19 protein-coding genes are annotated in these 22,246 nt (G+C 58.1%); 7 read left to right on the top strand and 12 right to left on the bottom strand.

Annotation, left to right across the window (positions count from 1 at the left end; all coding sequences use genetic code 11):
- Nucleotides 1-248 precede the first annotated feature (248 nt).
- On the bottom strand, nucleotides 249-1,037 hold the full coding sequence (locus ACHZBS_RS24455) for a helix-turn-helix domain-containing protein (RefSeq protein ID WP_319409164.1): 789 nt from the start codon (nucleotides 1,035-1,037) through the stop codon (nucleotides 249-251).
- A 154-nt stretch (nucleotides 1,038-1,191) separates the two neighbouring features.
- Between ACHZBS_RS24455 and ACHZBS_RS24460 the strand changes: the two genes are divergently transcribed.
- The 6 genes from ACHZBS_RS24460 (at nucleotide 1,192) to ACHZBS_RS24485 (ending at nucleotide 7,637) form a co-directional block, all read left to right on the top strand.
- Nucleotides 1,192-1,551 (top strand): hypothetical protein, encoded by a 360-nt coding sequence (locus ACHZBS_RS24460; RefSeq protein WP_319409165.1) that lies wholly within the window; start codon nucleotides 1,192-1,194, stop codon nucleotides 1,549-1,551.
- 240 nt (nucleotides 1,552-1,791) lie between these two features.
- Nucleotides 1,792-3,165 carry a PilZ domain-containing protein gene (locus ACHZBS_RS24465; protein WP_319409166.1) on the top strand — a complete coding sequence of 458 codons (1,374 nt, stop codon included), beginning with the start codon at nucleotides 1,792-1,794 and terminating at the stop codon, nucleotides 3,163-3,165.
- A gap of 128 nt (nucleotides 3,166-3,293) precedes the next feature.
- On the top strand, nucleotides 3,294-3,728 hold the full coding sequence (locus ACHZBS_RS24470) for an iron-sulfur cluster assembly scaffold protein (protein ID WP_319409167.1): 435 nt from the start codon (nucleotides 3,294-3,296) through the stop codon (nucleotides 3,726-3,728).
- 222 nt (nucleotides 3,729-3,950) lie between these two features.
- Nucleotides 3,951-5,270 (top strand): L-serine ammonia-lyase, iron-sulfur-dependent, subunit alpha, encoded by a 1,320-nt coding sequence (locus ACHZBS_RS24475; RefSeq protein ID WP_319409168.1) that lies wholly within the window; start codon nucleotides 3,951-3,953, stop codon nucleotides 5,268-5,270.
- Between the two features lie 247 nt (nucleotides 5,271-5,517).
- Complete coding sequence (locus ACHZBS_RS24480; protein WP_319409169.1) at nucleotides 5,518-6,615, top strand: SPFH domain-containing protein; 1,098 nt, start codon at nucleotides 5,518-5,520, stop codon at nucleotides 6,613-6,615.
- Nucleotides 6,612-7,637 carry an SPFH domain-containing protein gene (locus ACHZBS_RS24485; RefSeq protein WP_319409170.1) on the top strand — a complete coding sequence of 342 codons (1,026 nt, stop codon included), beginning with the start codon at nucleotides 6,612-6,614 and terminating at the stop codon, nucleotides 7,635-7,637. Before ACHZBS_RS24480 ends, ACHZBS_RS24485 begins: the two co-directional genes overlap by 4 nt.
- A gap of 135 nt (nucleotides 7,638-7,772) precedes the next feature.
- Here the strand turns inward: ACHZBS_RS24485 and ACHZBS_RS24490 are convergent, their stop codons facing one another.
- The 11 genes from ACHZBS_RS24490 to ACHZBS_RS24540 form a co-directional block, all read right to left on the bottom strand.
- Nucleotides 7,773-8,714 (bottom strand): pentapeptide repeat-containing protein, encoded by a 942-nt coding sequence (locus ACHZBS_RS24490; protein ID WP_319409171.1) that lies wholly within the window; start codon nucleotides 8,712-8,714, stop codon nucleotides 7,773-7,775.
- Nucleotides 8,715-8,723: 9 nt separating this feature from the next.
- On the bottom strand, nucleotides 8,724-8,870 hold the full coding sequence (locus ACHZBS_RS24495) for a hypothetical protein (RefSeq protein ID WP_319409172.1): 147 nt from the start codon (nucleotides 8,868-8,870) through the stop codon (nucleotides 8,724-8,726).
- The gene (locus ACHZBS_RS24500; protein WP_319409173.1) at nucleotides 8,860-11,106 is read right to left on the bottom strand and encodes a histidine kinase N-terminal 7TM domain-containing protein; all 2,247 of its coding nucleotides are present in this window, start codon (nucleotides 11,104-11,106) and stop codon (nucleotides 8,860-8,862) included. The genes ACHZBS_RS24495 and ACHZBS_RS24500 overlap by 11 nt, the downstream gene beginning before the upstream one ends.
- A gap of 167 nt (nucleotides 11,107-11,273) precedes the next feature.
- Nucleotides 11,274-12,536 (bottom strand): FAD-dependent oxidoreductase, encoded by a 1,263-nt coding sequence (locus ACHZBS_RS24505; RefSeq protein ID WP_319409174.1) that lies wholly within the window; start codon nucleotides 12,534-12,536, stop codon nucleotides 11,274-11,276.
- A 383-nt stretch (nucleotides 12,537-12,919) separates the two neighbouring features.
- A complete protein-coding gene (locus ACHZBS_RS24510) occupies nucleotides 12,920-13,393 on the bottom strand; it encodes a hypothetical protein (protein WP_324292419.1) in 474 nt (157 codons plus the stop codon).
- A gap of 24 nt (nucleotides 13,394-13,417) precedes the next feature.
- Nucleotides 13,418-13,672, bottom strand: a complete 255-nt coding sequence (locus ACHZBS_RS24515) for an acyl-ACP thioesterase domain-containing protein (RefSeq protein WP_324292420.1) — start codon at nucleotides 13,670-13,672, stop codon at nucleotides 13,418-13,420.
- Nucleotides 13,673-13,830: 158 nt separating this feature from the next.
- Nucleotides 13,831-14,790: an adenylate/guanylate cyclase domain-containing protein gene (locus ACHZBS_RS24520; protein ID WP_319409175.1), complete on the bottom strand. Its 960-nt coding sequence runs from the start codon at nucleotides 14,788-14,790 to the stop codon at nucleotides 13,831-13,833.
- Nucleotides 14,791-15,123: 333 nt separating this feature from the next.
- Complete coding sequence (locus ACHZBS_RS24525) at nucleotides 15,124-15,576, bottom strand: DUF302 domain-containing protein (protein WP_319409176.1); 453 nt, start codon at nucleotides 15,574-15,576, stop codon at nucleotides 15,124-15,126.
- A 48-nt stretch (nucleotides 15,577-15,624) separates the two neighbouring features.
- Entirely contained in the window at nucleotides 15,625-16,815 is a 1,191-nt protein-coding gene (locus ACHZBS_RS24530; RefSeq protein ID WP_319409177.1) for a class I SAM-dependent methyltransferase, read from the bottom strand.
- Nucleotides 16,816-16,845: 30 nt separating this feature from the next.
- The gene (locus tag ACHZBS_RS24535) at nucleotides 16,846-19,734 is read right to left on the bottom strand and encodes an FAD-binding and (Fe-S)-binding domain-containing protein (protein WP_319409178.1); all 2,889 of its coding nucleotides are present in this window, start codon (nucleotides 19,732-19,734) and stop codon (nucleotides 16,846-16,848) included.
- 257 nt (nucleotides 19,735-19,991) lie between these two features.
- Nucleotides 19,992-20,477, bottom strand: coding sequence for a glutaredoxin family protein (locus ACHZBS_RS24540; RefSeq protein WP_319409179.1), 486 nt, complete (start codon nucleotides 20,475-20,477; stop codon nucleotides 19,992-19,994).
- 304 nt (nucleotides 20,478-20,781) lie between these two features.
- Between ACHZBS_RS24540 and ACHZBS_RS24545 the strand changes: the two genes are divergently transcribed.
- Entirely contained in the window at nucleotides 20,782-22,242 is a 1,461-nt protein-coding gene (locus ACHZBS_RS24545) for an aminotransferase class III-fold pyridoxal phosphate-dependent enzyme (protein ID WP_319409180.1), read from the top strand.
- Nucleotides 22,243-22,246 lie beyond the last annotated feature (4 nt).

Here is a 22,246-nt window from a genome sequence, read left to right on the forward strand (position 1 = left end):
GTGCCAGAAATTGCCGGCTGCGGCTGCGCCTGGGATTGGTGAATATCTCCTCCGGCGGTCCCTCTTCGACCCGGTTCCCATCGTCCATGATGACCACCCGGTCTGTTAAGGAACCGGTGCCCCCCCTTCATAGGGGAATTAATGATCGATCATCCCGTTTACCGATAGTGTATCCAAATTGTGTCGAAGGGCTGTATCGTGCTTCAATGATCCCCGGCAGCAATGTCCGGTTACGGGCGATTTTAAGGCTACATATCATTCTGGATGATCTCATACACTTTTTTTTCCTTTTCATCCAGCGGCTGGCCCAGGTTGTGGGTCTTGTACAGAAAATAGTGAAAAAAATCGTGCCGCAGGCTGTCCCGCCCGGCAGTGACGAACCACCGGTTGCGGCCCCAGTTGATGCGGCACTCTTCTATATTTTCGGCAGTGAACATGCCGCCGATAAACTCCTCCTTGTCCACCACCAGGTCAAAGGAGCGCCCTCCCAGATTGCGTTCCACCACTTCATGCTGCGGGTGAATCACCTGAATGACAAAGGTCCTGGGAAAAGGTTCCATGAAAATGCATTTTACCTGCACCGCTCTTTTCTCAGCTTTTTTCAAGGCACGGATGAGCGTTTCAGCTTCCTGCGGGAAAAGGCGGATGTATATCTCCGTATGGGCCGCATCAATCATCTCCCTGGCCTTGTCCATGACCCGTTGGTACCCGGTGACGGTCCATATATAGTCGTGGTCGGCAGGCGTCTGGGCCTCCCTGGCCAGATCTTCGAAACGATCAAGGTCTTCCTCATAGTCTCGCCGCAATTGCTTGATCAGTTCGTCGGGCGGTAATGGAACGAATACACCCTTGCCGGCTTCCGCGACAAAGCCGCGCTTTTTCAACGTGCGAAGGATGTCGTAAATTCTGGCGCGGGGGATTCCCGATTGCTTGCTCAACTGAGAACCGTTGACGGGATGGTGTTGAAGTAGTGACAGGTAGGTGTGTATCGCGTAGTCAGACAGACCGATGTTGACCAGATTATAGGTTTTTTGCATGATAGGCCCTTTTGTTGTCACAAATCGTACAACTTTTTTTGGTTAACAGTCCTGACGTTTCTTGTCAAGCTGACAAAGGGCGCTTTTCAGTTGATTTTCGGAACGCTTCCAATTAGCATCAATTGTCCTTGATCAGACAAAAATGAGGTAGACAATGAAAAGCCACCTTTGTCACATGCTTTCCCGGTGCAGGCGTTTAATTGCCTTGATCGTGATATCCTTCGCCACATATGGCTGTGCTTCCGGGCCAACCATCGTTGGGAACTGGAAAGCGGTGGAGGGGGCCGCCACCGTAAATTTTGCTGCCGATGGAGGGTTCCAGGCCGTTGACAACCAAGGGATGCCCGTTTCCGGAAAATACCGGCTGGTAGGGGCAAACGGCATTCAATTTGAGATCCAGCACGGCGGAGACGAAACCGAGACCATCGAGGCCAGAGTAATCCGGGCGGGTGAGCGCCTGACCCTGGCTTTTCCCGGCGAAAACACCGTTGAATCCTACGAACGTATTCCTTAACCATTTTATCGAAACGGCGGCCGTCAGTTATGGTGACATTGCCGGATCCGTTTTTTGACTCCGTTGCCATCGGTTTGACACCCGACAGCGTCCGGTCATCCCGACGACCTTTGTTTTTAAGCTGAAAAGACCGGTCTTTTCCTCCCCGCAGACCATCCATTTCTGTGGCACGAAACTTGTAGTTTTGGTTTCCGATGCAATTATTCGTTCAACCGATGATTCGACCCACGTGGGAGTGCGATGCTGTTTTTTAAGGGAAAGGAAGACATGGGACTGGAAGCGAGCCTAAAGTTGCTGGACCTGCCGTCGGATGCCACCATTGATGACGCCAACCAGGCATATTCCTATCTTCACCAAATGATCGACCTGTTTCATCAGGACGCCGACGCCGGAGACCGGGGAGACCGGAACGAGGACATGGATCTGCTTAGCTGCGCCTATGAAAAAGCGGTGGCGTATCTGTCTGACCGGAATCCTCCACACGCACCATCCGTGCCGCCTCGATCTTCTTCTATTGATGGGCCCCGATCGACGGATCTTCACTTCACCATCAACGTGTCCGCCGACGCGGATCCGGATGAGTCCCTTGACGACATCGGAGCCTTGCCCGTGGCGAATGCCCGAACCGTCGAAGATGCCATTTCGATCACTTCCCGGCGAATGCAACAGGCGGAATCGGCGCTGCCGGCTGCCCGACAGGCGGTGGATTCTGCAATGGCGGCGGCAGAGGCCGCCAATCGACGGCATGAACGGGCAAGACAGGCAAGGCTGACTGCCGTCATTGCCGCCAAATCGGCAAAAAACCGGGCGCTGCTGCTGGAGATCGAAGCCAAGCGGGCCATTCAGGAGGCCATCGCTGTGGCGGAAAAGGCTCGGGACCGGGTTGTCGCGGCCAGACAGGCGGCCAGTGACGCCACCGCTGAAGGTGAAAATGCCCGGGAGCAGGCCAACCGTGTCAAAAAATCAGAGGAGACAGCCGCCGCCGAGGCGGTTTGTGCCGAAGACCGTCTGGAAAAGGAAAAGGCCCGGCTGAAAGCATTGACCCACACTCTGGTGGAGGCCCGCAGTCGGATGCGGATGTTCCAGGGCACAGCCGGAGAGATTGGAAAGCGCGATCCTCAAGCAAGTATCGATTCCCCGGTCGTGATGTCCCCTAAAGGGTTCTCAGCATCTCAGGCGGCCGGCGGGGATGCGACCTCCCGCCAGCAGATCATGTCCGATCTACTGGAAATCGAGGCAGCCCTTAATGCCAGAAAAGAGAATTCGATGCCGGCAGATGCCAACGGTGCCCCTGTTTCGGATGCTGCCGGGCGAACCGGGGAGCGGCGGCGGCATCATCGTGTCATCTACCCGCTTGGCCAGTGCCCGCTGCTTTCCATTGACGGTCGTGAAATACCCATCATTGACCTGAGTACCGCCGGAATGCGTCTGAAGCCGGATGCGGCCGTGGCCTGTTCGCGCCTTGTCCGGGGCGTTATCGCATTTTCCGGTCGTGCTCCGGTGCAGGTCACCGGCAAGGTGGTCCGGAAGGATGACGCCGGTCTTGGATTGAAGTTGGTGACCCGCATCGGCGACCACATCCTGAACCAGGAGCGTCTTCGCCTGAGCGCTTAACCGTTGACGTTGCTGCCTGGATCCATTGTCCCCCGTATTTTATGGCCGCATCTTGACACCGGTGACAGAAAGGTTTATTCCTTTTTTTTCCAAAAGCAACCACGACCATGATTTTGAAGGAACAGGACATGACGCAGATCCAGGCAGCAACGTCAGCTGAAACCAAAGCCATCGAAGATATGTTGACCGCATCCGGCTATTCGAAAACGGCCATCGACTACTACATTAACAAGCCTTACATGGGCCAGATTCCCGATGCGGATATCACCTCGGAGATGACCGGCACCTGCGGTGACACCATGGGCATTTACATCAAGATGGACAACGGGGTGGTGGGCGATGCAAAATACCAGGTCATGGGATGTGCGGGAGCCATATCCGCCGCCATGGCGGTAGTTGACCTGATCAAGGGCAAGGATCTGGATTATGCCCGAACCATCGATGACGGCACCGTGTTCAAGATCCTGCAGGAGATCCCCGTGAAAAAGCACCATTGCATCCAACTGGCCGTAAAAACGCTGCACAAGGCACTGGACGCGCACCGTCTTCAAAAATCGGCTTAGCGCTTCGTCCTTCCAACGCTTTTGAAAGGCCGCCGCCGGTATTGATCCGGTTGCGGCCTTTTTACGTTGGGGTGCAATCTGCGTTTCTGGTTTTACGCGATTCCTATTCAGTGGCTCGGGAGACATGATTGTGGAGTGATTGAAAAAATAAGGAAAAAAAAATATGATGGCACCAATGGCGCTAATCCGAATACCCTTATCTATCGTGGACGAGGAACCCAAATGACCTATACTGTCAAGGATATCTTAAAAATTCAGGTGGCACCGGCATTGGGCTGCACCGAGCCGGTGGCCATTGCCCTGGGTGCGGCTGCGGCCGTGTCGCTGCTGCCGGAAAAGCGGGTCGACGAAATCGAGATCTGGGTGGATCCGAATATCTATAAAAATGGCCTGGCCGTGTCCATTCCCGGTACCGGCGGGCTCAGCGGGCTGGATATGGCATCGGCGTTAGGGGCCCTTGGCGGCGATGCGGCCCTGAGACTGGAAGTGCTGGATTCGGTGGATGGTCCGTCCGTGTCGGCCGCCCAAAAGATCGTGAAAGCGGGGAAGGTGAGGGTGAACCTGCTCAGAGATCAGGTGGGCCTTCTCATCAAGACCGTCGTCAGGAGCAACGGGCACACGGCGGAATCCGTCATCACCGGTCTGCACGATAACATTGTTTCCCTGTCGTTGGACGGCAGGACCGTAAAAGACCATGTGCTGCTGCCCAAAGGCGCATCCGGTGATGGCAATCGCCGACTGGCCGACTTGGAAGCCTGGCTCAAGGATCTTTCCCTGGACCAGCTTCTTGAACTGCTGGACGATCTGGATGACGAGGATCTCCAGTTTTTGGAATCCGGTATCGACGTCAACATGCGCCTGGCGAACTACGGACTCAAGCATGGCTCCGGACTGGGGGTGGGACGCACCATGGAGCGTCTGGTTCGCCAGGGACTGATGAAGCGGGATATGATTACCGCGGCGCGGATTCTGGCCTCATCCGCTGCCGATGCGCGCATGTCCGGCGTCAAGCTGCCGGCCATGAGCAGCGCCGGATCGGGCAACCACGGCCTGACGGCCATTCTGCCTATTGTCGCCGTCGAAAAATTCATCACGGTGGACCATCGCAGCCTGCTGGAGGCCATCGGCCTGAGCCATATCATCACTGCCTATGTGAAAGCCTACACCGGCCGCCTGTCCGCCATCTGCGGCTGCTCGGTTGCCGCCGGCGCCGGTGCGACGGCCGGCGTCACCTACCTGATGGGCGGCACGAAGCTGCACATTGCCGGAGCCATCAAAAACCTTACCGAAGATCTTGCCGGGGTGATCTGCGACGGAGCCAAGGGAGGATGCGCCCTGAAACTGGCTACCGCGGCCGGAACGGCCGTTCAGGCCGCATTGTTCTCTCTTCAGGGGGTCAATGTCAGCTTCACCGACGGTATTATCGGTCGGTCGTCTGAAGACACAATGAAAAATATCGGCACGCTGACCACCCAGGGAATGATCGAGACCGATCGGACCATCCTCAACATAATGCTGGAGAAGCAGTTCTCCGATGTTTGATTCTCCGGACCATGCACTTCCCCTGAAAGGCGGTTTTTCCCGGGATGATGAATCCGACGGTTTTTCTGAACTGACACCTGGAACCCCAATCGGCGGTGTTTCCGGTTATCGGAAACTGCGACAGACAGCCACTGGGGAACCCGGTGACGGGATCTGGCCTTGGCCTGGCCGGATGAAACCCTTTCCCGGAAAACGATGAAGAAGATCCCTTGTTTAATATCGAACGTCCAATAAAAGGAGGATACCTATGGCAGATCAGACCTCGCAAGGGGCGGAACTGTTCAATATGGTAAAAAAGAAGAGGATTACCATCCCCACGCTCAAGATTCCCGGTGGTGGCAAATTCAAGGTTCTGTTGGTCGCCGCCGCCATCGTGGTGTTTGCCTATAACCTGCTGTTCGTCTATGTCGAGCCCAACGAGTTCGGCATCAAGGTGGTGCGTCTGGGGATGAACCGCGGGGTCCAGAAAGAGGTGCATACCGCCGGTCTCAACCTGGTGATTCCCGGCATGCAGCAGATGTACCGCCTGCCGCGGGATGTGCAGGTCCTGGAATTGACCGACTCTCCGCAGACGGCCGCCGACCTGGCCCGCAAGGACCGGGTGGCTCACATCCAGACCTCCGACGGGTTCTTCGTTGACGTGGATGTCTCCATCCTCTATCGCATCGAGGATCCTTACCTGGTTTTCACCAAGATCGGGCCCGGCAGTCTGTTCGAGGACAACGGAATCATCCCCAAAGCGGAGCCGGCCTTGAAAGAAACGCTGGGCAAACTGACCACTGAGGATTTCTACAACAGCTTCATGCGCGTGAAAAAGGCCCAGGAAGCCCGGGATCTGCTCAACGACGAACTAAATTCCAAAGGCATCCGGGTGGAGCACGTGCTGGTGCGCTATTTCCGCTACAGCCCGGAGATCCAGAAAAATATCGAGGAGAAGAAGCTTCAGGACCAGTTGGTCTTCACCAACCGGGCCGCGGCCCGGGCCGCCACCGAGGAGGCCCAGCTGAAGAAGATCGTTCAGGAGGGGCGCGTCGTCGTGGACGTCGAAATGGAGCAGGGGCGGGCCTACGTAACCCGCAAGATCGCCGAAAAGGATCTTTATGTGAGAACCAAAAATGCCGAGGCAGACCTGCTGGTCAAGCTGGCCGAGGCGGAAAAGGTTCGCCTGAAGAACGACGCCCTAAAGGGAATGGGTGCCGAGCGAATGGTGGGGCTGAAGATGGCCGATGTCTATAAGGGGCTGGACCTTATCGTGCTGCCCAGCGACGGGGTTGCCGGCGTCAACCCGCTGGACCTGGACAATGCGCTCAAGCTTTTCGACGTGCGTAAAGGAGGTGCCCAATGAAGCGGATCGTCTGGATTATGCTCGCTGTCTGTTGGATCTTCACCACCACCGGATGCGTTTTCTGCACCACCGGTGAGACCGAAGTGGGGGTGCGTACCCGCAAATTCTCCCTTACCGGCAAAGGCGTTGAAGACAAGGCTTACGCGCCGGGATCCACCTACATTTTCCTGCCTTTTATCAACGATTGGCACACCTTCGACACCAAGCTGCAGAACCTGGAGATGGTCTTCGAACAGGCCCGCGGGGACCGCCGCAGCCGCGACGATCTGCTTTTTAAGACCATCGACGGCAACGACATCAGCCTGGACGTGATCATCGCCTACCGCATCGATGCAGAAAAGGCCCCCTTTATCCTGCAGACCGTGGCCGACAACGACCGCACCCTGCGGGACAAGATCGTGCGCACCATTGCGCGCAGCAAGCCCCGGGACATTTTCGGGGAGCTGACCACCGAAGAGTTCTACGTGGCCGACAGCCGGGAAAAACAGGCCCAGCGCGCCAAGGAGGTGCTCCAGGATATGCTCGGCCCCATGGGTATCGTCGTGGAAAAAGTACTCACCAAGGACTACCGCTTCAACAAGGAGTACCAGAAGGCCATCGAAGACAAGAAGGTGGCCGACCAGCAGGTGCAGAAGAATAAATCCGCCCAGCACGCCGCTTTAGAGGAATACAAACGCAAGCTGGAGGAGGCCAAGGGGGAAGTGAACAAACTGATTGCCGATGCCGACGGCGTCTTCCGCAAGAACAAAATCGAAGCCGACGTTTATTTCGAGAAGCAGAAGCTGCTGGCCGAAGCCATCAAGGCCGAGGGGATTGCCGAGGCCAAGGGCATCCAGGAGATGAACAACGCCCTGGCCGGTTCCGGCGGCGAGGCGCTGGTGAAGCTGCGCATCGCCGAAGCCCTGCAGGATAAAAAGATCATGCTCCTGCCCGTCTCCGAAGGCGGGATGAATCTGAAGACCACCGACATCAACCAGCTGATCAATACCATGGGGGTCAAGTCGATAGCGGGCAAAAAATAGTAATGAACTCAAAGCTCAAAGCTTAACGTTCAAGGCTCAAAGGTGAAAAATAAGGAATAATGCAATTGGCGGAAAGCGGAAAAGCGAAACCGACCCGTTTTCAACCTTCACCTTTCAGCTTTGACCGTTGAGCTATTATTGGTTGCACCGGCCGATGGAGGCGGCCTCGCAGCGTTTTCCGTTGACCCAAACGGCGCCCGCCAGGTAGGCGTCGGTGAAGGTTGCCCCTTCGATGCTGGCGCCTACCAGGTTGGCACCATCCAGGTTGGCCCCGGTAAAGTCAGTCCTGGACAGATCCGCCATTTTGAGGCTGACTCCGGAAAGGTCCGCTCCCGTCAGGCGGGCTGCGGTCAGCACCGCTCCATGCAGGACGGCCTGCTGCAGATCCGCCTTTTCCAGAACTGCATCCGTCAAGGTGGCATTCACCAGGAGTGATCTTCTCAGGTATGCCTCGGAAAAATCGCAGCCGATGAGGTCCGCATCGGTGAAATCGGCTTCAAGCAGGAGGCTTTTCTGAAAGCCGGCATGCCGGGCCACGGCCCGGGTCAGGTTGGCCCGCGTCAGGTCCGAACCGGCGAGGCTCGCGTGGGATAGTGTCGCCTGCGACAGGTTCGCCCCTTTCAAAAATGCACCTCCCAGGTCCAGCGATGCCAGCGTGGCGGCTTTCAGATTGCAGTTGTGGCACTGACGGGAAGCTATCAGAGCGGCGGTTTCCGGCGTCAGACACCGTCCGGTCGAGCCCGGTCCGCAGGTTTGCCCGTTGACCCAGGTAGCTCCGTCGAGCACGGCATTCTGGAGGCGGGCATATCTGACGTCGGCATGGGTCAGATCGGCATGGCTCAGCAGCGCCCCGGTCAGGTCCGTTTCCTTTAAAATGGCGCCCATGAGATCGGCACCGGTCAGGTCGGCTCCTTTCAAATCCGTCCCCCTCAGGTCACAGAGCCGGCAGGTTCGGCTGGCTTCCAGCCGCTCGCGCATGGTTTTTGGGGCGAGTAGACGGCTAAACATGCCAAAGAGCACGATCATCGCCACCACTGCACCGATGGCCAACCTGGTTTTTATGAGCGTTAGGGGCACAGTCACTGCCTAATCCGGCTCGTCGTTTACACTGCCGGTCCGGCGCATGTTCCGGCTGCGCAAGAAGGCAACGAAAAATAGAATGGCGCGGTTCCCGGCGTGGGCGTTGTGAGCTCTTTTCTCCACCGGTTTTACGTTGATGGGGTCAAGGACCATTCCCGCCTCTGCGTTTCAATGGCAGTTTGACGGTGAACGTGGTTCCCTTTTCGGGTGTGGCGGCCACGGAGAGTATACCGCCGTGGTTTTCGGTCACGATGAAGTAGGCGATGGACAAGCCCAGCCCTGTGCCGGAACCGGTGGGCTTGGTGGTGTAAAAGGGTTCGAAGATGCGTTTTCGGGTTTCCTCGTTCATGCCGGGGCCATTGTCCGTAATGGAGATACATCCATATTTACGGTCTGTATATACATTGAGGATGAATTGTGGTGTCCGGTGACGATCCGCCGTTTCCCACATGGCTTGGGCCCCGTTTTTAAAAATATTGAGCAATACCTGCTGAATCTGGGTCGCGTCACAAGCAATCGGGGGGATATCAGGTGCATAGTCGCGCACAATGTCAATCTGACGGAAGTCGTGTCGTCTTTGGAAATGGAAATCATTGCCGGCCAGCACAACGGTCTGGTCCAGCAATTCCGTGAGATCCTGATTGGAGAAAACGGTGTCGCTTTTGCGTGAAAAAGCAAGCATGTTGCGGACAATGGTGGCCGCCCGCTGGCAGGATTGGTCAATGGCCTCGATCATTTCCAGGATGCCCCGTTTGCCCATATAGGCCCACATGCTTTTGAAGTCCAGTCCGCATTCTTTTGCCGTGCTGAGGTTGGCCGGCAAGTCGCTGAGCAGGCGCATGCGCATGACTTGGATGTTGGAGAGGATCCCGGCCAACGGATTGTTGATTTCGTGGGCCATCCCTGCTGCCAGTCCGCCCAGGGAAATCATTTTTTCGGTCTGGATCAGGTAATCCTGGGTTTTCTTGCGTTCAGTAATGTCGCGCACAATGCCCACCGCATGCCACTGACCGTTCAATTTCAGGGGAGAGAGAGACAGTTCCGCTGGAAAGATATCGCCGTCTTTTCGAAGACACTGGATTTCGATGGTTTTCCCCAGTACCTGACCGCTTCCGGTCTGCTGAAAGTCTGAAAAAGCGTTCCGGAATTGCGCTTGATATTCCTTGGGGGCCAGATGGCCGTGCAGATCCTTTCCCAAAATTTCATCTTGATGGTAGCCGAATATCTGTTTAGCCGCCTTATTCCAGAAGGAGACGCGCCCTGAGGGATCGATCATGACGATACCGTCCAGGGCATTGGCGCTGATGCTGCGGAATTTTTCTTCGCTTTCCCGAAGGGCGATTTCATTGCGTCGCCGTTCGGTGATGTCCTGAAGCGTGATCAGCCGGCCGCATGGCGTTTGACCGCTCCCTTGGAGCTCGGAAATTCTTATCCGCCACAAAACTTTAGTGCCACGGATGGTTACGGCCATCTCTGAGTCATCCGTCCCGGACATCAGGCTTTTATTCATCAGCTCATAAAGGTCAGGGAACCGGGTCGACAACGCTTTTCCCACGATTGCCGGCGGTTGTCCGGGAATCAGCTGTTTGGCGACCGTATTCAGGTCGATGACCCGGTTTTGGAGGTCCAGCACGAAAACGGCGTCTTTCATGCTTTCGATCACCGCATCGCGGGCAATGGGGATCAGTTCCAGAATTTGATGCCGGATGACACCCCAAAAAAAAGTGACTCCGCTGATCGCAAAGGCAAAGGGGGTGAGATCCAGATGACGGACAGGGGCGATCTCTATCAGGTAAAGGATATTGCTAACCCAAGGGGCCGCCAGGCCGACCATCAGCACCAAAAAATTTCTTCGCTCAAGTTTTCCGGATCCGAGAAAGGTGTGAAACAGAACGAAGGTGGCCGCCAGGAGAAGGCCGTAGGAGAATCCCACAAATATCCAGAATCCGATGCCGCGAATGTAGGCCATGGTCGGCACCGGGCCGCTGCCATCGATCCAGGCGGAGACCCAGATCAGATGGTGGCGGTCGTTGGTATAGACCCCGACAAGCGTCAGCAGGGGGACAATGAACATGCTCCAGCTTTTGGGGCCGGCCATCCAGGATTTCCTTCCGGAAATAGCCATGGAAAACCGGAAAAAAAACAATCCCGTCCAGGCCGCGCCCAGATATTCGGCGCGAACCCACTCGAGTTTGGCCGCCAACGAGGGGCTCTTGAATTCCATTCCGTAGCAAAAGGACCAGATTGCCACGGATCCCATCAGCAACATCAGCGATCGTGTGCTGGGAGTTTGCCACCGGGGTACCAGGTAGACGATCAGTGCCGCGGATATGGCTGAAGCGGCAAAGGCCTGAATGATATAAAAGAGTTGTAGATCGATTCCGAGCAATTCTGTTTTCCTGGTCTATTGGACATGGGCCGGCGGACAGGGTCCGGCAGCCGGTAATGATATCCTGTGGTTCATGGCCGTGTGTCCCGATTTCGTTGCGTTAGTCGTTTATCGGCCGTCGGAAGAAAAAAATTAGTGTTTTTGATCTCGTGTGTCCCATCCGACCATCAGCCAAATCGTTTTATTGAAAAGGGCAGGGGATCGAAGGGCGGCTGCCGACCGAGAATCATGTCCGTGATCAGCCGGCCGGTTCCTGTCGCGGTGGAGAGCCCCAGCATGCCGTGGCCGGTGGCGATATAGAGATTGTTAAAACGGGGTGCGCGGTCGATGATGGGCAGGTCGTCCACACTCATGGGGCGCAGGCCCGTCCATCGTTCGGTTACCCGCCGACCCACCGGTGTTTGCAGGTAAAGCGCTGCCGATGTTTCCAGGTTTTTCAGCCGCCGTTCGTTCAGTCGGTCATCGAAACCGGAAAACTCCATGGTGCCGCCGAGGCGGTAGCCGCTCTGCCATGGGGTCACGACGACGTTTCTTTCAACGAGATAGCAGGGGGTTTGGGGACAGACGGCCGGCCGGTCCATGGTGATGCTGTATCCTTTGCCCGGTTGGACGGGGATGCGGACTTCCAGCTGGCGACCGATGGCCGGGGTCCAGGCGCCGGTGGCCAGGATGAACTGGTCGGCCGTGAAACGGCCGGCGCTCGTTTGCGCGCCGGTTACCTTCCCCTTGCGGGTGTCGAAGCGTTCCAGCCGGCAGCCCTCATCGATGCGCACACCCTTTTCCCGGGCTGCCCGGGTCCAGGCGGCCATGAGCAATTCCGGTCGCAGGTGGCTGTCCGCCCGATGGTGCCATCCGCCGCAGACCCGTTGGTTCAGCGCCGGCTCGGTTTGCTGGATGGCCTTGCGATCGAGGAAGGTCGCGGCCAGCCCGAAGGGCTCCAGCAGGCGGTTGGTTTTTTCATAGCCCTGCATGGTCGCCGGGTCGGTAAAGGCCATAAGCACCCCGCGTTGTTCGAAATCACAGGCCAGTTCCTCCTCGGCAATCAGCTCGCTGAATAGTTCTCCTGAAACCCGCAGTATGCCGTCCCGCGCCTTGATGGCGTGATTCAGGTGGCGCGGGTTGCAGTTGGCGGCAAACCGGACCAGCCAGAAGGCCAGGGATAGATCCGGCCGCGGTTTGATATACAGGGGCGACGTCCCCTTCAGGGTGCGGATCAGTTCATGGCCGATGGCGCCGGGGACGCACAGGGGCGGCAGATCGCTGACGAAAATCAGACCGCAATTGCCGTGGGACGCGCCGGCGCCCATGCCTTCCTGTTCGATGATACGGACCGATTGTCCGGCCCGGGTCAGGTAATAGGCGCAGGCCAGACCGATGACGCCGCCGCCCGCTACCAGGATGTCACTGTGACTGGATGTGCTATGGTTCATGGTGAGCAACTCCTCTTACCATTATTAGGTTTCGCGACGCCCTTATAACCAAACCGGCGACGAAATGAAATATCGATTAGAATTTTATCAAATGGCCGCCACAATCCCTCGGCTGATGCTCTGCTGGGCCATGGCAGGTTTCACGACTTGCCTGCCGCTGTATTTTTGCAGCCGTTGCGATCGGATTCTACCTGCGAATCTTGGATAGGGCCAAGATTGGAAGGAATGGCGAGCTGTTGGCCGAGGAGGGGTGTGGATCCATCCGATTGGGTTTAAGCGGCTGGCCCTTGCCGTCCGGCAGGTTGATGATTTCTGCGACCCAGTCGATTGGCACCGCTGCCTCGGACAACCGGGTGATTTTGGCAAAAAGCGATGGTTGGGTGCTATGACATCCTTTTCCAATGTGTTGAGACCCGGCAATAGTCCAGCGGGTTCGGTTCACCCACAAGCTGGTGAATGAATTGGGTCTGGCCGCCGTGGTCCTGATGCTGCTGGACCAGGGATTGGATGGTGTCGCCATACCCTGCCGACTTCAGGAACGAGATATCGATGAGATCTGGCACATGACTTCCTATGATCGCTTCGGGAACGCTTTCCAGAGCAAACGTAAGGTAGCGGGTATTGTTGACGTGGCGGTTCAGATCGAGATCATCCCGGAGGACATGAATTCGGGTGGATCGGTCCGGGAAAGAGACTGCCGGCAGCACTTGGAAATCGTCCGCGAAGACCGTCTCGTCCGCCGTGGGATACCCGGGGAGGCTATCGGTTGGAGAGACCAGCCGGTTTGTGGAGCGATCCAGGAGGATGAAAATGCCCCGAGCCTGGGCAATAGTCCGGTGGTCGGCATCCAGGATCACGAACTCCCGGGGGGCGGTGTGGCCCTACGGCGGCGAGCGCCAGGTGGTCACCCGGATTCGTTCCTGCCAACGGGGATAGCGGCAGACCTTGACCCGATAGCGCGATACCACCCAGGTGAGGCCGCGTTCCATCAACTCGCGGATGGAAAATTCCAGGAGGGCGCTCTGTTCACTGGCCGCATCCTGGAAGCAATCGAAGAACAGGCTCGGCCGGGCCAAGCCGTTGGAGCCGATGTGGTGCAGGTGAACACTGAACGCGGTGGTGTGTCTGGGATTCATAGTGCGGATTCTCGATCGAATGAAAGCGATTTGGAATAATGTTGTCGAAATTCAAGCGGTGGACAAACCACTGGAAGCCAATCTGAATGGGCAGACGGCGATCGGTGGCCGCAAGGCGCTGGCCGGTATAGGCGTTTCTTTCCGCTGGACTGGATGTTTCACGCCGGTTGGATGCCGAAAAGGTGCTCCTGTCCGGTCCGGCCCCTAATTTCCTGGTCTCCCAGGTCCACAAGCGGCAGTTTCCGCATTACCCGGGATGCGGTTTCCCGGCACAGGACAATGGGCGCGGGCAGTGTTTTGTTGGCCATGGAAGAGAGGCGGAACGCCAGGTTGATGCAATCTCCCACCAAAGCCAAACCGGCGGATCGGGACCCGTAATGGGAAAGGGTAACCTGGCCGGTGGTCAGCCCCCAGCCCAGCACCGGCGGGGGAATTGGAAACCCCCGGTCCGTCAGTTGCCGGTGGATTTCCGGAACGCTGTGCAGCTGGCTGATGGCGGCCTGGCAGGCTGCCAGCGGTTGGTCGGCGGAAAAGCCGTCAGGGTGTTCCCAGAAGGCGAAGACAGCGTCACCGGCATAATCTTTGACCGTGCCCTGGTGCTCGTTCACAATGGTGCTGAATCGGGAGAAAATCTCCTTGATGAGGGTGTATACCAGCGCCGAATCGGTCTTCTGGGAAAATGCCGAGAATCCCCGAACATCGGCCACGAGGCTGGTGATGCAGACTGCAGACGGTCGGATGGCGGTCTGCTCCATCCAGTTTTCCTCTTCCCGCTGGGCCGCCAGATCCGGGCAGGAGATATGGATGGATGTGCCGCCCAGGGTGATGCGATCCCCATCCGCAAGCCGTCGGGAGGCGCCCGGTGCCATGCGGACGTCGTTGATCCAGGTTCCGTTTTTGCTCATGTCGGTGATTTCGACCCCCTGCCGGGTCAGCCGGACCACGGCATGATCCCGGGAAACCATTGGATTGCGAACGAGGATACATTTGTCCCTTTCGATACCGCGGCAAACCCGGCCGAGGAATATCTTGTCGGTCAGAGCGAGGTGGTGGGGCACACCGTTTTCGTCCTGCCATTGCAGGCTGGGTGCGGGGGTCAGAACGTCGGATGATGGCATCTTGGTCTTCTTCGCCTCATGACCGGTTTCCTGCATGACACCCCCGAATGGGCCATCGGTCCGGACCGGATCAGCGCCATTTTGTCAGGAGGCGGCAGCAGCGATAGCCCGGAAAACGCCGTTGGCTGAATTGAGGTGTCGGGGTCGAGATCGCCGCACTGGGAAAGTCCACTATTCTTAACACATGGAAAGGTTTGCAGCAACGGCAACATGATTTAAGAAAGTCTGGTTCCTATAAAGTAGCATTCTTCTATATAAGAAAAGTTCTATTTTACGAACCGTTTTTCCGGAAAGGAGCCCGAGGTGCGCGATGGGATGTGGCGGTTGACCGTGTCAGGGCAGCGTGGCCGCCATGGCAAAATTGGACAGTGCCTGCTCCATCTTCTGGACGCTTTCTCCCATTTCGGTGATTCCGTGGCGGTGGACCAGGTAGTCCGGGGCATTGTAGGTGAACCAAACCTGTCCCGCTCGGTCTTCCCAGATCAGGGCCTTTAAAGGGAGGTCGATGCCGATGGACCGGCTGCGCTGGATCAATGGCGTCCCCATGGCCGGGCTGCCGAAAATGATCAGCAGGGTGGGCATCAGTGTCTGGCCGATCTGCCGGGCATCGGCGGCGTGGTCGATCCGTGCAAATACGGTGACGCCTTTTTCTTTCAAGGCGCTCTCCAGCCGGTTGGCGGTGGTAACCACATCATGGCTGCTTTTTACACTGACCAGCCCACCCTGGGCGGCGGCCGGACCGGCCATGAAAACCGTCAATACAAGCATGAGAATGATCTTTTTCATGAGTATTTCTCCTTTTGTCCAAAAACGTTCAGCTTTCAGTCAAAGCAGCTAAACCACCCGGCACACCAGCCCCTTGAGATAGCTGCCTTCAGGAAAATTCAGCGCCGTGGGGTGATCCGGCGACTGGCTCAGCCACTGAAGAATCACCGCCCGGCGGCCGGCATCCAGGGCTGCGTCGGCTACGATCTTTTGAAACAGGTCGCGTCCCATCAGGCCGGAGCAGGAAAAGGTGAACAGTGTTCCGCCGGGACGCAGCAGCTCAAAGGCCAGCCGGTTGATGTCCTTATACCCTCGGCTGGCCTTCATCAGGTCGCCTTTGGCGTTAACGAATTTCGGCGGGTCGAGCACAACCCCGTCAAAGGTCCGCCCATCCTTGCGGTACCGACGGAGCAGGCTGAATACATCGCCGGTCACCTGATCCACCCGTGTGCCGTCCAGTTCATTCAGTTCCACATGGAGGCGGGCCAGTTCCAGGGCGGCTGCCGAGGAATCGATGTTGACCACGTGGGCGGCGCCGGCTTTGAGGGCGGCAACGGCAAACCCGCCGGTGTAGGCGAAGCAGTTGAGCATGTCGGCACCCCGCGCATAGGCGGCCACGCAGGTCCGGTTTTCCCGCTGATCGAGGTAGAAGCCGGTTTTATGTCCGCCCTTGAGGTCTACCCGGTAGCGGCAGCCATTTTCGTTGATGTCGACATGGTCGGGCGGTTCTTTTCCGGACAGGCTGCCGGTGGCTATGGGCAACCCCTCTTTTTTGCGAACATCCACGTCTGAGCGCTCGTAGATGCCTGACAGGCCGGGCATGAGATCGCCGAGGCAGCGGACGATGGTCGATTTCCAATACTCGCTCCCGGTGCTTAGAAACTGGCAGACCGCCCAACGGTCGTAGCGGTCGACAATCAGTCCGGGCAATCCGTCCGATTCCGCACATATGAGCCGGTAGGCATTGATAGCGGAGCCTGCCGTTATCTGCCGGCGAAGATCCAGCGCCTGCCGCAGGCGTGTTTCGAAAAACCCCGTGTCTATCTCTTCCGCCGGATCGAATGACCAGACGCGGACGCGGATCTGGGATCGGGGTGAATAGGCTCCCCGGGCCAGCCAGCGGCCGTCGCCGGCGAGAACATCAACCGTATCTCCCGGCCGAGGGTCCCCGTCAACCCGAACGATGGCGCCGGAGAACACCCAGGGATGGCGGTTGAGTAGCGATTTTTCCCGTTTGGGTTTCAAGATTACAGATGGCATCCGTTATTTTCCTCGGTCTTCCGTTTTCTGTTATCGGATATCGGTTGCTTGGGTGCACTGATCCACCAGGACCATGATGGATCGATAGGGGATGCCGCTGTAGTGGGACAGGCCGATTTCGCAGGTGCGGCTGTTGGCATAGCCGGCGATGCAGCCGGCGACGGCTTTTTTCAAGCCGGCCAGGGCCGATGCATTGAGCTCCGGCACGTTGAAACCCCGATCTCCGGCAAATCCGCAACATTCGATGCCATACGGAACCACCACGGTTTCGGCACAGGCGTTGGCTACGGTCATGAAGGCGTTGTCCAGACCCATTTTGCGCGCACTGCAAGTGATGTGCAGGGCCACCGGATCCTCGGTTTTGGTGATGGCCAGCCGATCCAGCAGATGGGCGGCGGTGAATTCCACCGGCTCAAAGAGGGTCAGCTGCGGCCCTAAGGTGCGTCGCATGCGCTCAAGGCAGGGACTGGTATCGCACAGCACGGGCAGCCGTCCGTTGCCGGAGGCGGCCAGCAGCGATTTTTCCAGGTCGTCGGATTTGCGGTTCGCCTGGTCGAAGAATCCCTTGCTCTCGAAGGGCAGCCCGCAGCACAGGCTGTCCATTTTCTCGGGATAGATCACCCGGTAGCCGGCCCGGCGCAAGACCCTTTCCGTAACCACATGCAGCGGGTCGGTCAGCGGGTCGCCCGCCGCGGGTCCCATGGTCCGGCTGACGCAGGCCGGAAAATAGACCACCGCCCTTTCTCCCTGAGCGGTGGATCGGGTCCGGGGAGGTGCAGCCGCCGTCGGCAGTGAGGGCAGCCAGGCCGGCAGACGGTCGCCGGACAGGCGCCTCAAGGATCCGGCCAGGTGCTTCATGGCTCCGGTACCGATGAGGCGGTGCAGTCCGTCGGCCACTCTGAGGCCGGCCTGGATGCCGGCGGTCAGGGGGCCGAAATGATCGGCTGCCTGATCGGCCAGCCACTGGTAGGGTTGGCCTTTGACCGCCCGCCCGCGGAAGGCCTTGGTGAACTTGCCCGTGTCCACATCCACCGGGCAGGCCACTCCGCACAGTCCGTCGGCGGCACAGGTGGCTTCGCCCTGCCAGTTGTACCCTTTTTTCAGTTCAGCCAACCGGGCCGCATTGTCTCCCGAGACGATGAGGCGGGCGATCTCCCGCTGGATCACGATGCGCTGGCGGGGGGTCAGGCTCAGGTTCCGTGATGGGCAGTGACATTCGCAGAAACCGCACTCCATGCATGCGTCGATCAGCGGATCGGCCGGCGGCAGGGGCTTGAGGTTCTCCAGGTGAACCGTCGGATTGGGATTGAGAATTACGCCAGGGTTGAGCAGACTCCCGGGATCGAAGATCTCCTTGATCTCCCGCATAAGGCCGTAGGCATTGCTGCCCCACTCTTTTTCAACAAACGGGGCCATATTGCGGCCGGTGCCGTGCTCGGCCTTGAGCGACCCGTCATAGACATTTACCACCATGTGGGCGATATCGTCCATGAAGCGGGCGTAGCGGTCCAGTTCGGCCGGATGCCCTAAATTGGGCGAAAAGACGAAATGCAGGTTGCCGGCCAGGGCATGACCGAAAATGATGGCCTCGCGGTAGCCGTGCTTTGAAAAAAGGCTCTGCAGGTCCAGGGTGGCCGGGGCCAGACTGTGGATGGGAAAAGCCACATCCTCGATGAGCACCGTGGTGCCCGGGTTCCGAACGGCACCCACGGAGGGCAGCAGTCCCTTGCGGACCTTCCACAGGCCGTCGCTCCGGCCGGCATCGTCCGTGAAGGTCGCTGAAAAGGCCTGGTTTGTTCCCGCCAAATGCCATTCGTGAGTTCTACCATCGTCGGTTGTGCGCAGGGTCACCCGCTTTTCCAATGCGTCGGCAATGGTCTGGATATTGGTCGACAGGGTGGCAAAATCAGCCGCCTGGGTTTCCACCAGCAAGGCGGTGGTGGTGGGGGAGACACCACGAATCATGGATGGCATGCCCGCCTTTTCCTCCACGCTGCTCAGGGAGGCCCGGTCCATCAATTCAGCCGCTGCCACGGGCAGGGCCTGCATCCGATGGGCCGTCTGGCAGGCACCCTCGATCTGCGGAAACATCATCAAGGCCGAAGCTTTGAAGGGCGGGGATGCCACCGTCCGGTAGACGATCTGAGAGATAAATGCCAGGGTCCCCTCGGAGCCGATCATCAGGTGGGTGATGATGTCGAAGGGGTCGCTGAAGTCCACCAGGGCGTTGAGGCTGTAGCCGGTGGTATTCTTGATCTTGAATTTGTTGCGAATGCGCTCGGCCAGGGGTGCATCCGCCTTGACCCGCCGGGCCAGTTCACCCAGTCTGTCCAGCATGGGGCCGTGCGTTGCCTTGAAGGCATCCCGGCTCCGGGCGTTGCCGGTATCCAGAATGGTGCCGTCGGCCAGTATGATGCGGATGCTGTCCACTGTCTGGTAGCTGTTCTGGGCGGTTCCGCAGCACATGCCCGAGGCATTGTTGGCGGCAATTCCACCGATCATGGCGGCGTTGATCGATGCCGGGTCCGGGCCGATCTTGCGTCCGTAAGGGGCCAGGATGCCATTGGCCCGGGCGCCGATGATGCCTGGCTGTAGCCGTATTTTCCGGCCGTTGTCTAAAACCTCCCACTGCTGCCACGATTCCCCGGCAACCAGCAATACCGAATCGCTGATGGCCTGTCCGGAGAGGCTGGTGCCGGCGGCCCGGAAGGTGACCGGAAGGTTCTCATCGGTGGTTTGTTTGAGAATTTTGGACACTTCGGCTTCGGTGTCCGCCCGGACCACAATTTTGGGAATCAGCCGGTAGAAGCTGGCATCCGTGCCGTAGGCCAGGGTTCGCAAGGGGTCCGTGGCCATGCGGGATTCAGGAATGAAGGACTTCAGATCGTTGTAAAACAGGCGGTAAGCGGCGTCGAGCATGCGAGTTCTCTCCTGGCGAGCAGCGCTAAACGGACCATGATAGGCATGGGGAACATAACCGGTGGCCGGACCATGCGTCAGTGAAGGTTACTACGAAAATTAATTCACGGGAAGTGGTTTGGCAATGATAGAATCCTGTCCGCCGCAAAGTAGATGGACGGGTGAAGGGGCTCATGACGTTTTTGAACACCCTTGTCGCTGCGCCAGCGATGCCTCCGGACGGAACGGGCGAATCGTTACCCCGTCAGCAACGAGGGTCAGGGCATTCCGAGCGCCCGATTGATGGCGGATTTATTGAAACCGGGGATGCGCTGATCACCGATGAGGATCAGGGGAACCCCCCTTCCGTTAAGCGCTTCGAAAGCCTTGCGGGCTTGTGTTGACGCGGTAACATCGTATTCCGTGAACCGGATGCCGTGCTGGTTAAAATAGGCTTTGGCTTGGTGGCAATAGCCGCAGGTCGGAGTCGTGTAGATGACCACCGCCGGATCGTCCTTTTTTTGTTCCCGATCGGTCCCATCCTGCACGGTGTCGGTTTGAAATACGTCTATTGTTCTTTTGCGTCGATCGACATCCTTATTGTCGCCACCGACATATTCTTCCATTTGCCGCATTGTTTCGGTATTGTTTTCCGGTGGGGTATTTGAAAAATGCTTCACGCCGTTTCCATCGGTCCACTGGTACAGATCGGCGGAGACAAAAGCAGGCCACAACAACAATATGATAACCACGAATCTGAACACGCGGGGCCCCCTATTTTTAGGATGTTTATACTTATTGTTCGGCCTGCATGTACAACACATTCGACGACTTTCCAAGTCAATCCGTTTTCTTTCCGAATCGTCGCCGTGGTTATCCCCGGTCCTGCGTTCGCAGTGCTGATAAACGACTTCGTTCTACGATCAGCGGATGAGCGGAGTTCCGTTGCGAATTTTTGTACTGACTGGTCAGTTTTACCTTGACATCGTCGGCTCACGCGACTAATTTTTGTACTGACCAGTCAGAATATCCCAGAACTCATACCGTCAACATACCAGGGAGCGAACCATGACCCAACCCATGTATGCCATTTCCCAATGGCCGGACACCCCCATGATCATGAAACGGCTCAAAGCGCTGGTTGGCCAACCCATGCGGCCGCTTCGCCGGGACCGGATGAAGGCGGTCCTCGACCATTTCGACACCCGCTGCGCCGGATCCAAAGCCATGACCGAGGCCGCGAAGGCATATATTCCTGGCGGCGTTCAGCATAACCTGGCCTTCAACTACCCGTTTCCCCTGGCCATGGCCAAAGCCGAGGGCCCCTTCCTCTGGGACGTGGACGGCAACCGATACATCGATTTTCTCCAGGCCGGCGGTCCCACCGTGCTGGGCAGCAACTACCGCCCCGTACAGGAGCGGGTGATCGACCTGATCCGGGAATGCGGCCCGGTGACCGGCCTGTTTCATGAATACGAAATGAAACTGGCCCGACTGATCAACCGGCATATGCCGTCGGTGGAGTTGTTCCGTATGCTGGGCAGCGGCACCGAAGGGGTGATGGCCGCCATCCGGGCCGCTCGCTGTTTTACCGGCAGGGAGAAGATCATCAAGGTAGGGGGCGCCTACCACGGCTGGAGCGATCAAATGGTCTACGGGCTGCACATTCCCGGTACCGGTTCCTTCGAGGCTCACGGTATTCCCAAGGGTTGCCTGGCAATGACCCGGGAGGTCTACCCCAACGATATCGAGGCGCTGGAGAAACTGCTGGCGGAAAACCATAAGGACGGAGGCACGGCGGCGGTGATCGTCGAGCCATTGGGACCGGAGAGCGCCACCCGTCCGGTGGCGGCCGATTTCAACCGTCAGGTGCGGGACCTGTGCGACCGCTTCGAAACCCTGTTGATATTCGATGAGGTGGTCACCGGGTTCCGTATAGGATTAGGAGGGGCTCAGGGCTATTTCAAGGTTGCTCCGGATCTGACCGTATTCGGTAAATGTGTGGCCGGCGGATACCCGGCGGCCGGCGGTCTGGGAGGGCGTCGGGAGGTGATGGCCACCCTGGCGGCAGGACTCGAATCGGGCAAACCCCGGGCCTACGTAGGAGGCACCCTGGCGGCCAATCCCCTGAGCTGCGCCGCGGGCTACCATGCCATCAAGGCCATCGAGGAGACCGGCGCCCACATCAGGGCCGGACAGGCCGGCGACCGGCTCTGCCGGGGCTTGGAGAACCTGATCGAAAAGTACAATCTGCCGTTTGTGGCCTTCAATTTCGGCTCCATCTGTCACCTGCAGACCTCCGGCGTCATGCTGCTGGAGGTAACCGATCCCGCAATTTTCACCGAAATCGGCCCGCGCAAGCACATGATGGAGGAGATGGGCGCCGCTTTTGCCGCCGAGGGCATTATCAGCCTGGCCGGCAGCCGGCTATATACCTCCATGGCCGATACCGATCAGGTGATCGATGATGCCCTGGCCGGCTTCGAGCGGGTGTTCCAAAATATCGAAGGCGTCGTTTCCGTTGGCTAACCGT

The organism is uncultured Desulfosarcina sp., from assembly GCF_963664155.2.
Classification (GTDB): Bacteria; Desulfobacterota; Desulfobacteria; order Desulfobacterales; family Desulfosarcinaceae; genus Desulfosarcina.

Bases quoted from the DNA above. Each gene is read 5' to 3' on its own strand.
- ACHZBS_RS24455 (WP_319409164.1), bottom strand. From the start codon at position 1,037: ATGCAAAAAACCTATAATCTGGTCAACATCGGTCTGTCTGACTACGCG.
- ACHZBS_RS24460 (WP_319409165.1), top strand. From the start codon at position 1,192: ATGAAAAGCCACCTTTGTCACATGCTTTCCCGGTGCAGGCGTTTAATT.
- ACHZBS_RS24465 (WP_319409166.1), top strand. From the start codon at position 1,792: ATGCTGTTTTTTAAGGGAAAGGAAGACATGGGACTGGAAGCGAGCCTA.
- ACHZBS_RS24470 (WP_319409167.1), top strand. From the start codon at position 3,294: ATGACGCAGATCCAGGCAGCAACGTCAGCTGAAACCAAAGCCATCGAA.
- ACHZBS_RS24475 (WP_319409168.1), top strand. From the start codon at position 3,951: ATGACCTATACTGTCAAGGATATCTTAAAAATTCAGGTGGCACCGGCA.
- ACHZBS_RS24480 (WP_319409169.1), top strand. From the start codon at position 5,518: ATGGCAGATCAGACCTCGCAAGGGGCGGAACTGTTCAATATGGTAAAA.
- ACHZBS_RS24485 (WP_319409170.1), top strand. From the start codon at position 6,612: ATGAAGCGGATCGTCTGGATTATGCTCGCTGTCTGTTGGATCTTCACC.
- ACHZBS_RS24495 (WP_319409172.1), bottom strand. From the start codon at position 8,870: ATGGTCCTTGACCCCATCAACGTAAAACCGGTGGAGAAAAGAGCTCAC.
- ACHZBS_RS24505 (WP_319409174.1), bottom strand. From the start codon at position 12,536: ATGAACCATAGCACATCCAGTCACAGTGACATCCTGGTAGCGGGCGGC.
- ACHZBS_RS24515 (WP_324292420.1), bottom strand. From the start codon at position 13,672: ATGAATCCCAGACACACCACCGCGTTCAGTGTTCACCTGCACCACATC.
- ACHZBS_RS24520 (WP_319409175.1), bottom strand. From the start codon at position 14,790: ATGCCATCATCCGACGTTCTGACCCCCGCACCCAGCCTGCAATGGCAG.
- ACHZBS_RS24525 (WP_319409176.1), bottom strand. From the start codon at position 15,576: ATGAAAAAGATCATTCTCATGCTTGTATTGACGGTTTTCATGGCCGGT.
- ACHZBS_RS24530 (WP_319409177.1), bottom strand. From the start codon at position 16,815: ATGCCATCTGTAATCTTGAAACCCAAACGGGAAAAATCGCTACTCAAC.
- ACHZBS_RS24535 (WP_319409178.1), bottom strand. From the start codon at position 19,734: ATGCTCGACGCCGCTTACCGCCTGTTTTACAACGATCTGAAGTCCTTC.
- ACHZBS_RS24545 (WP_319409180.1), top strand. From the start codon at position 20,782: ATGACCCAACCCATGTATGCCATTTCCCAATGGCCGGACACCCCCATG.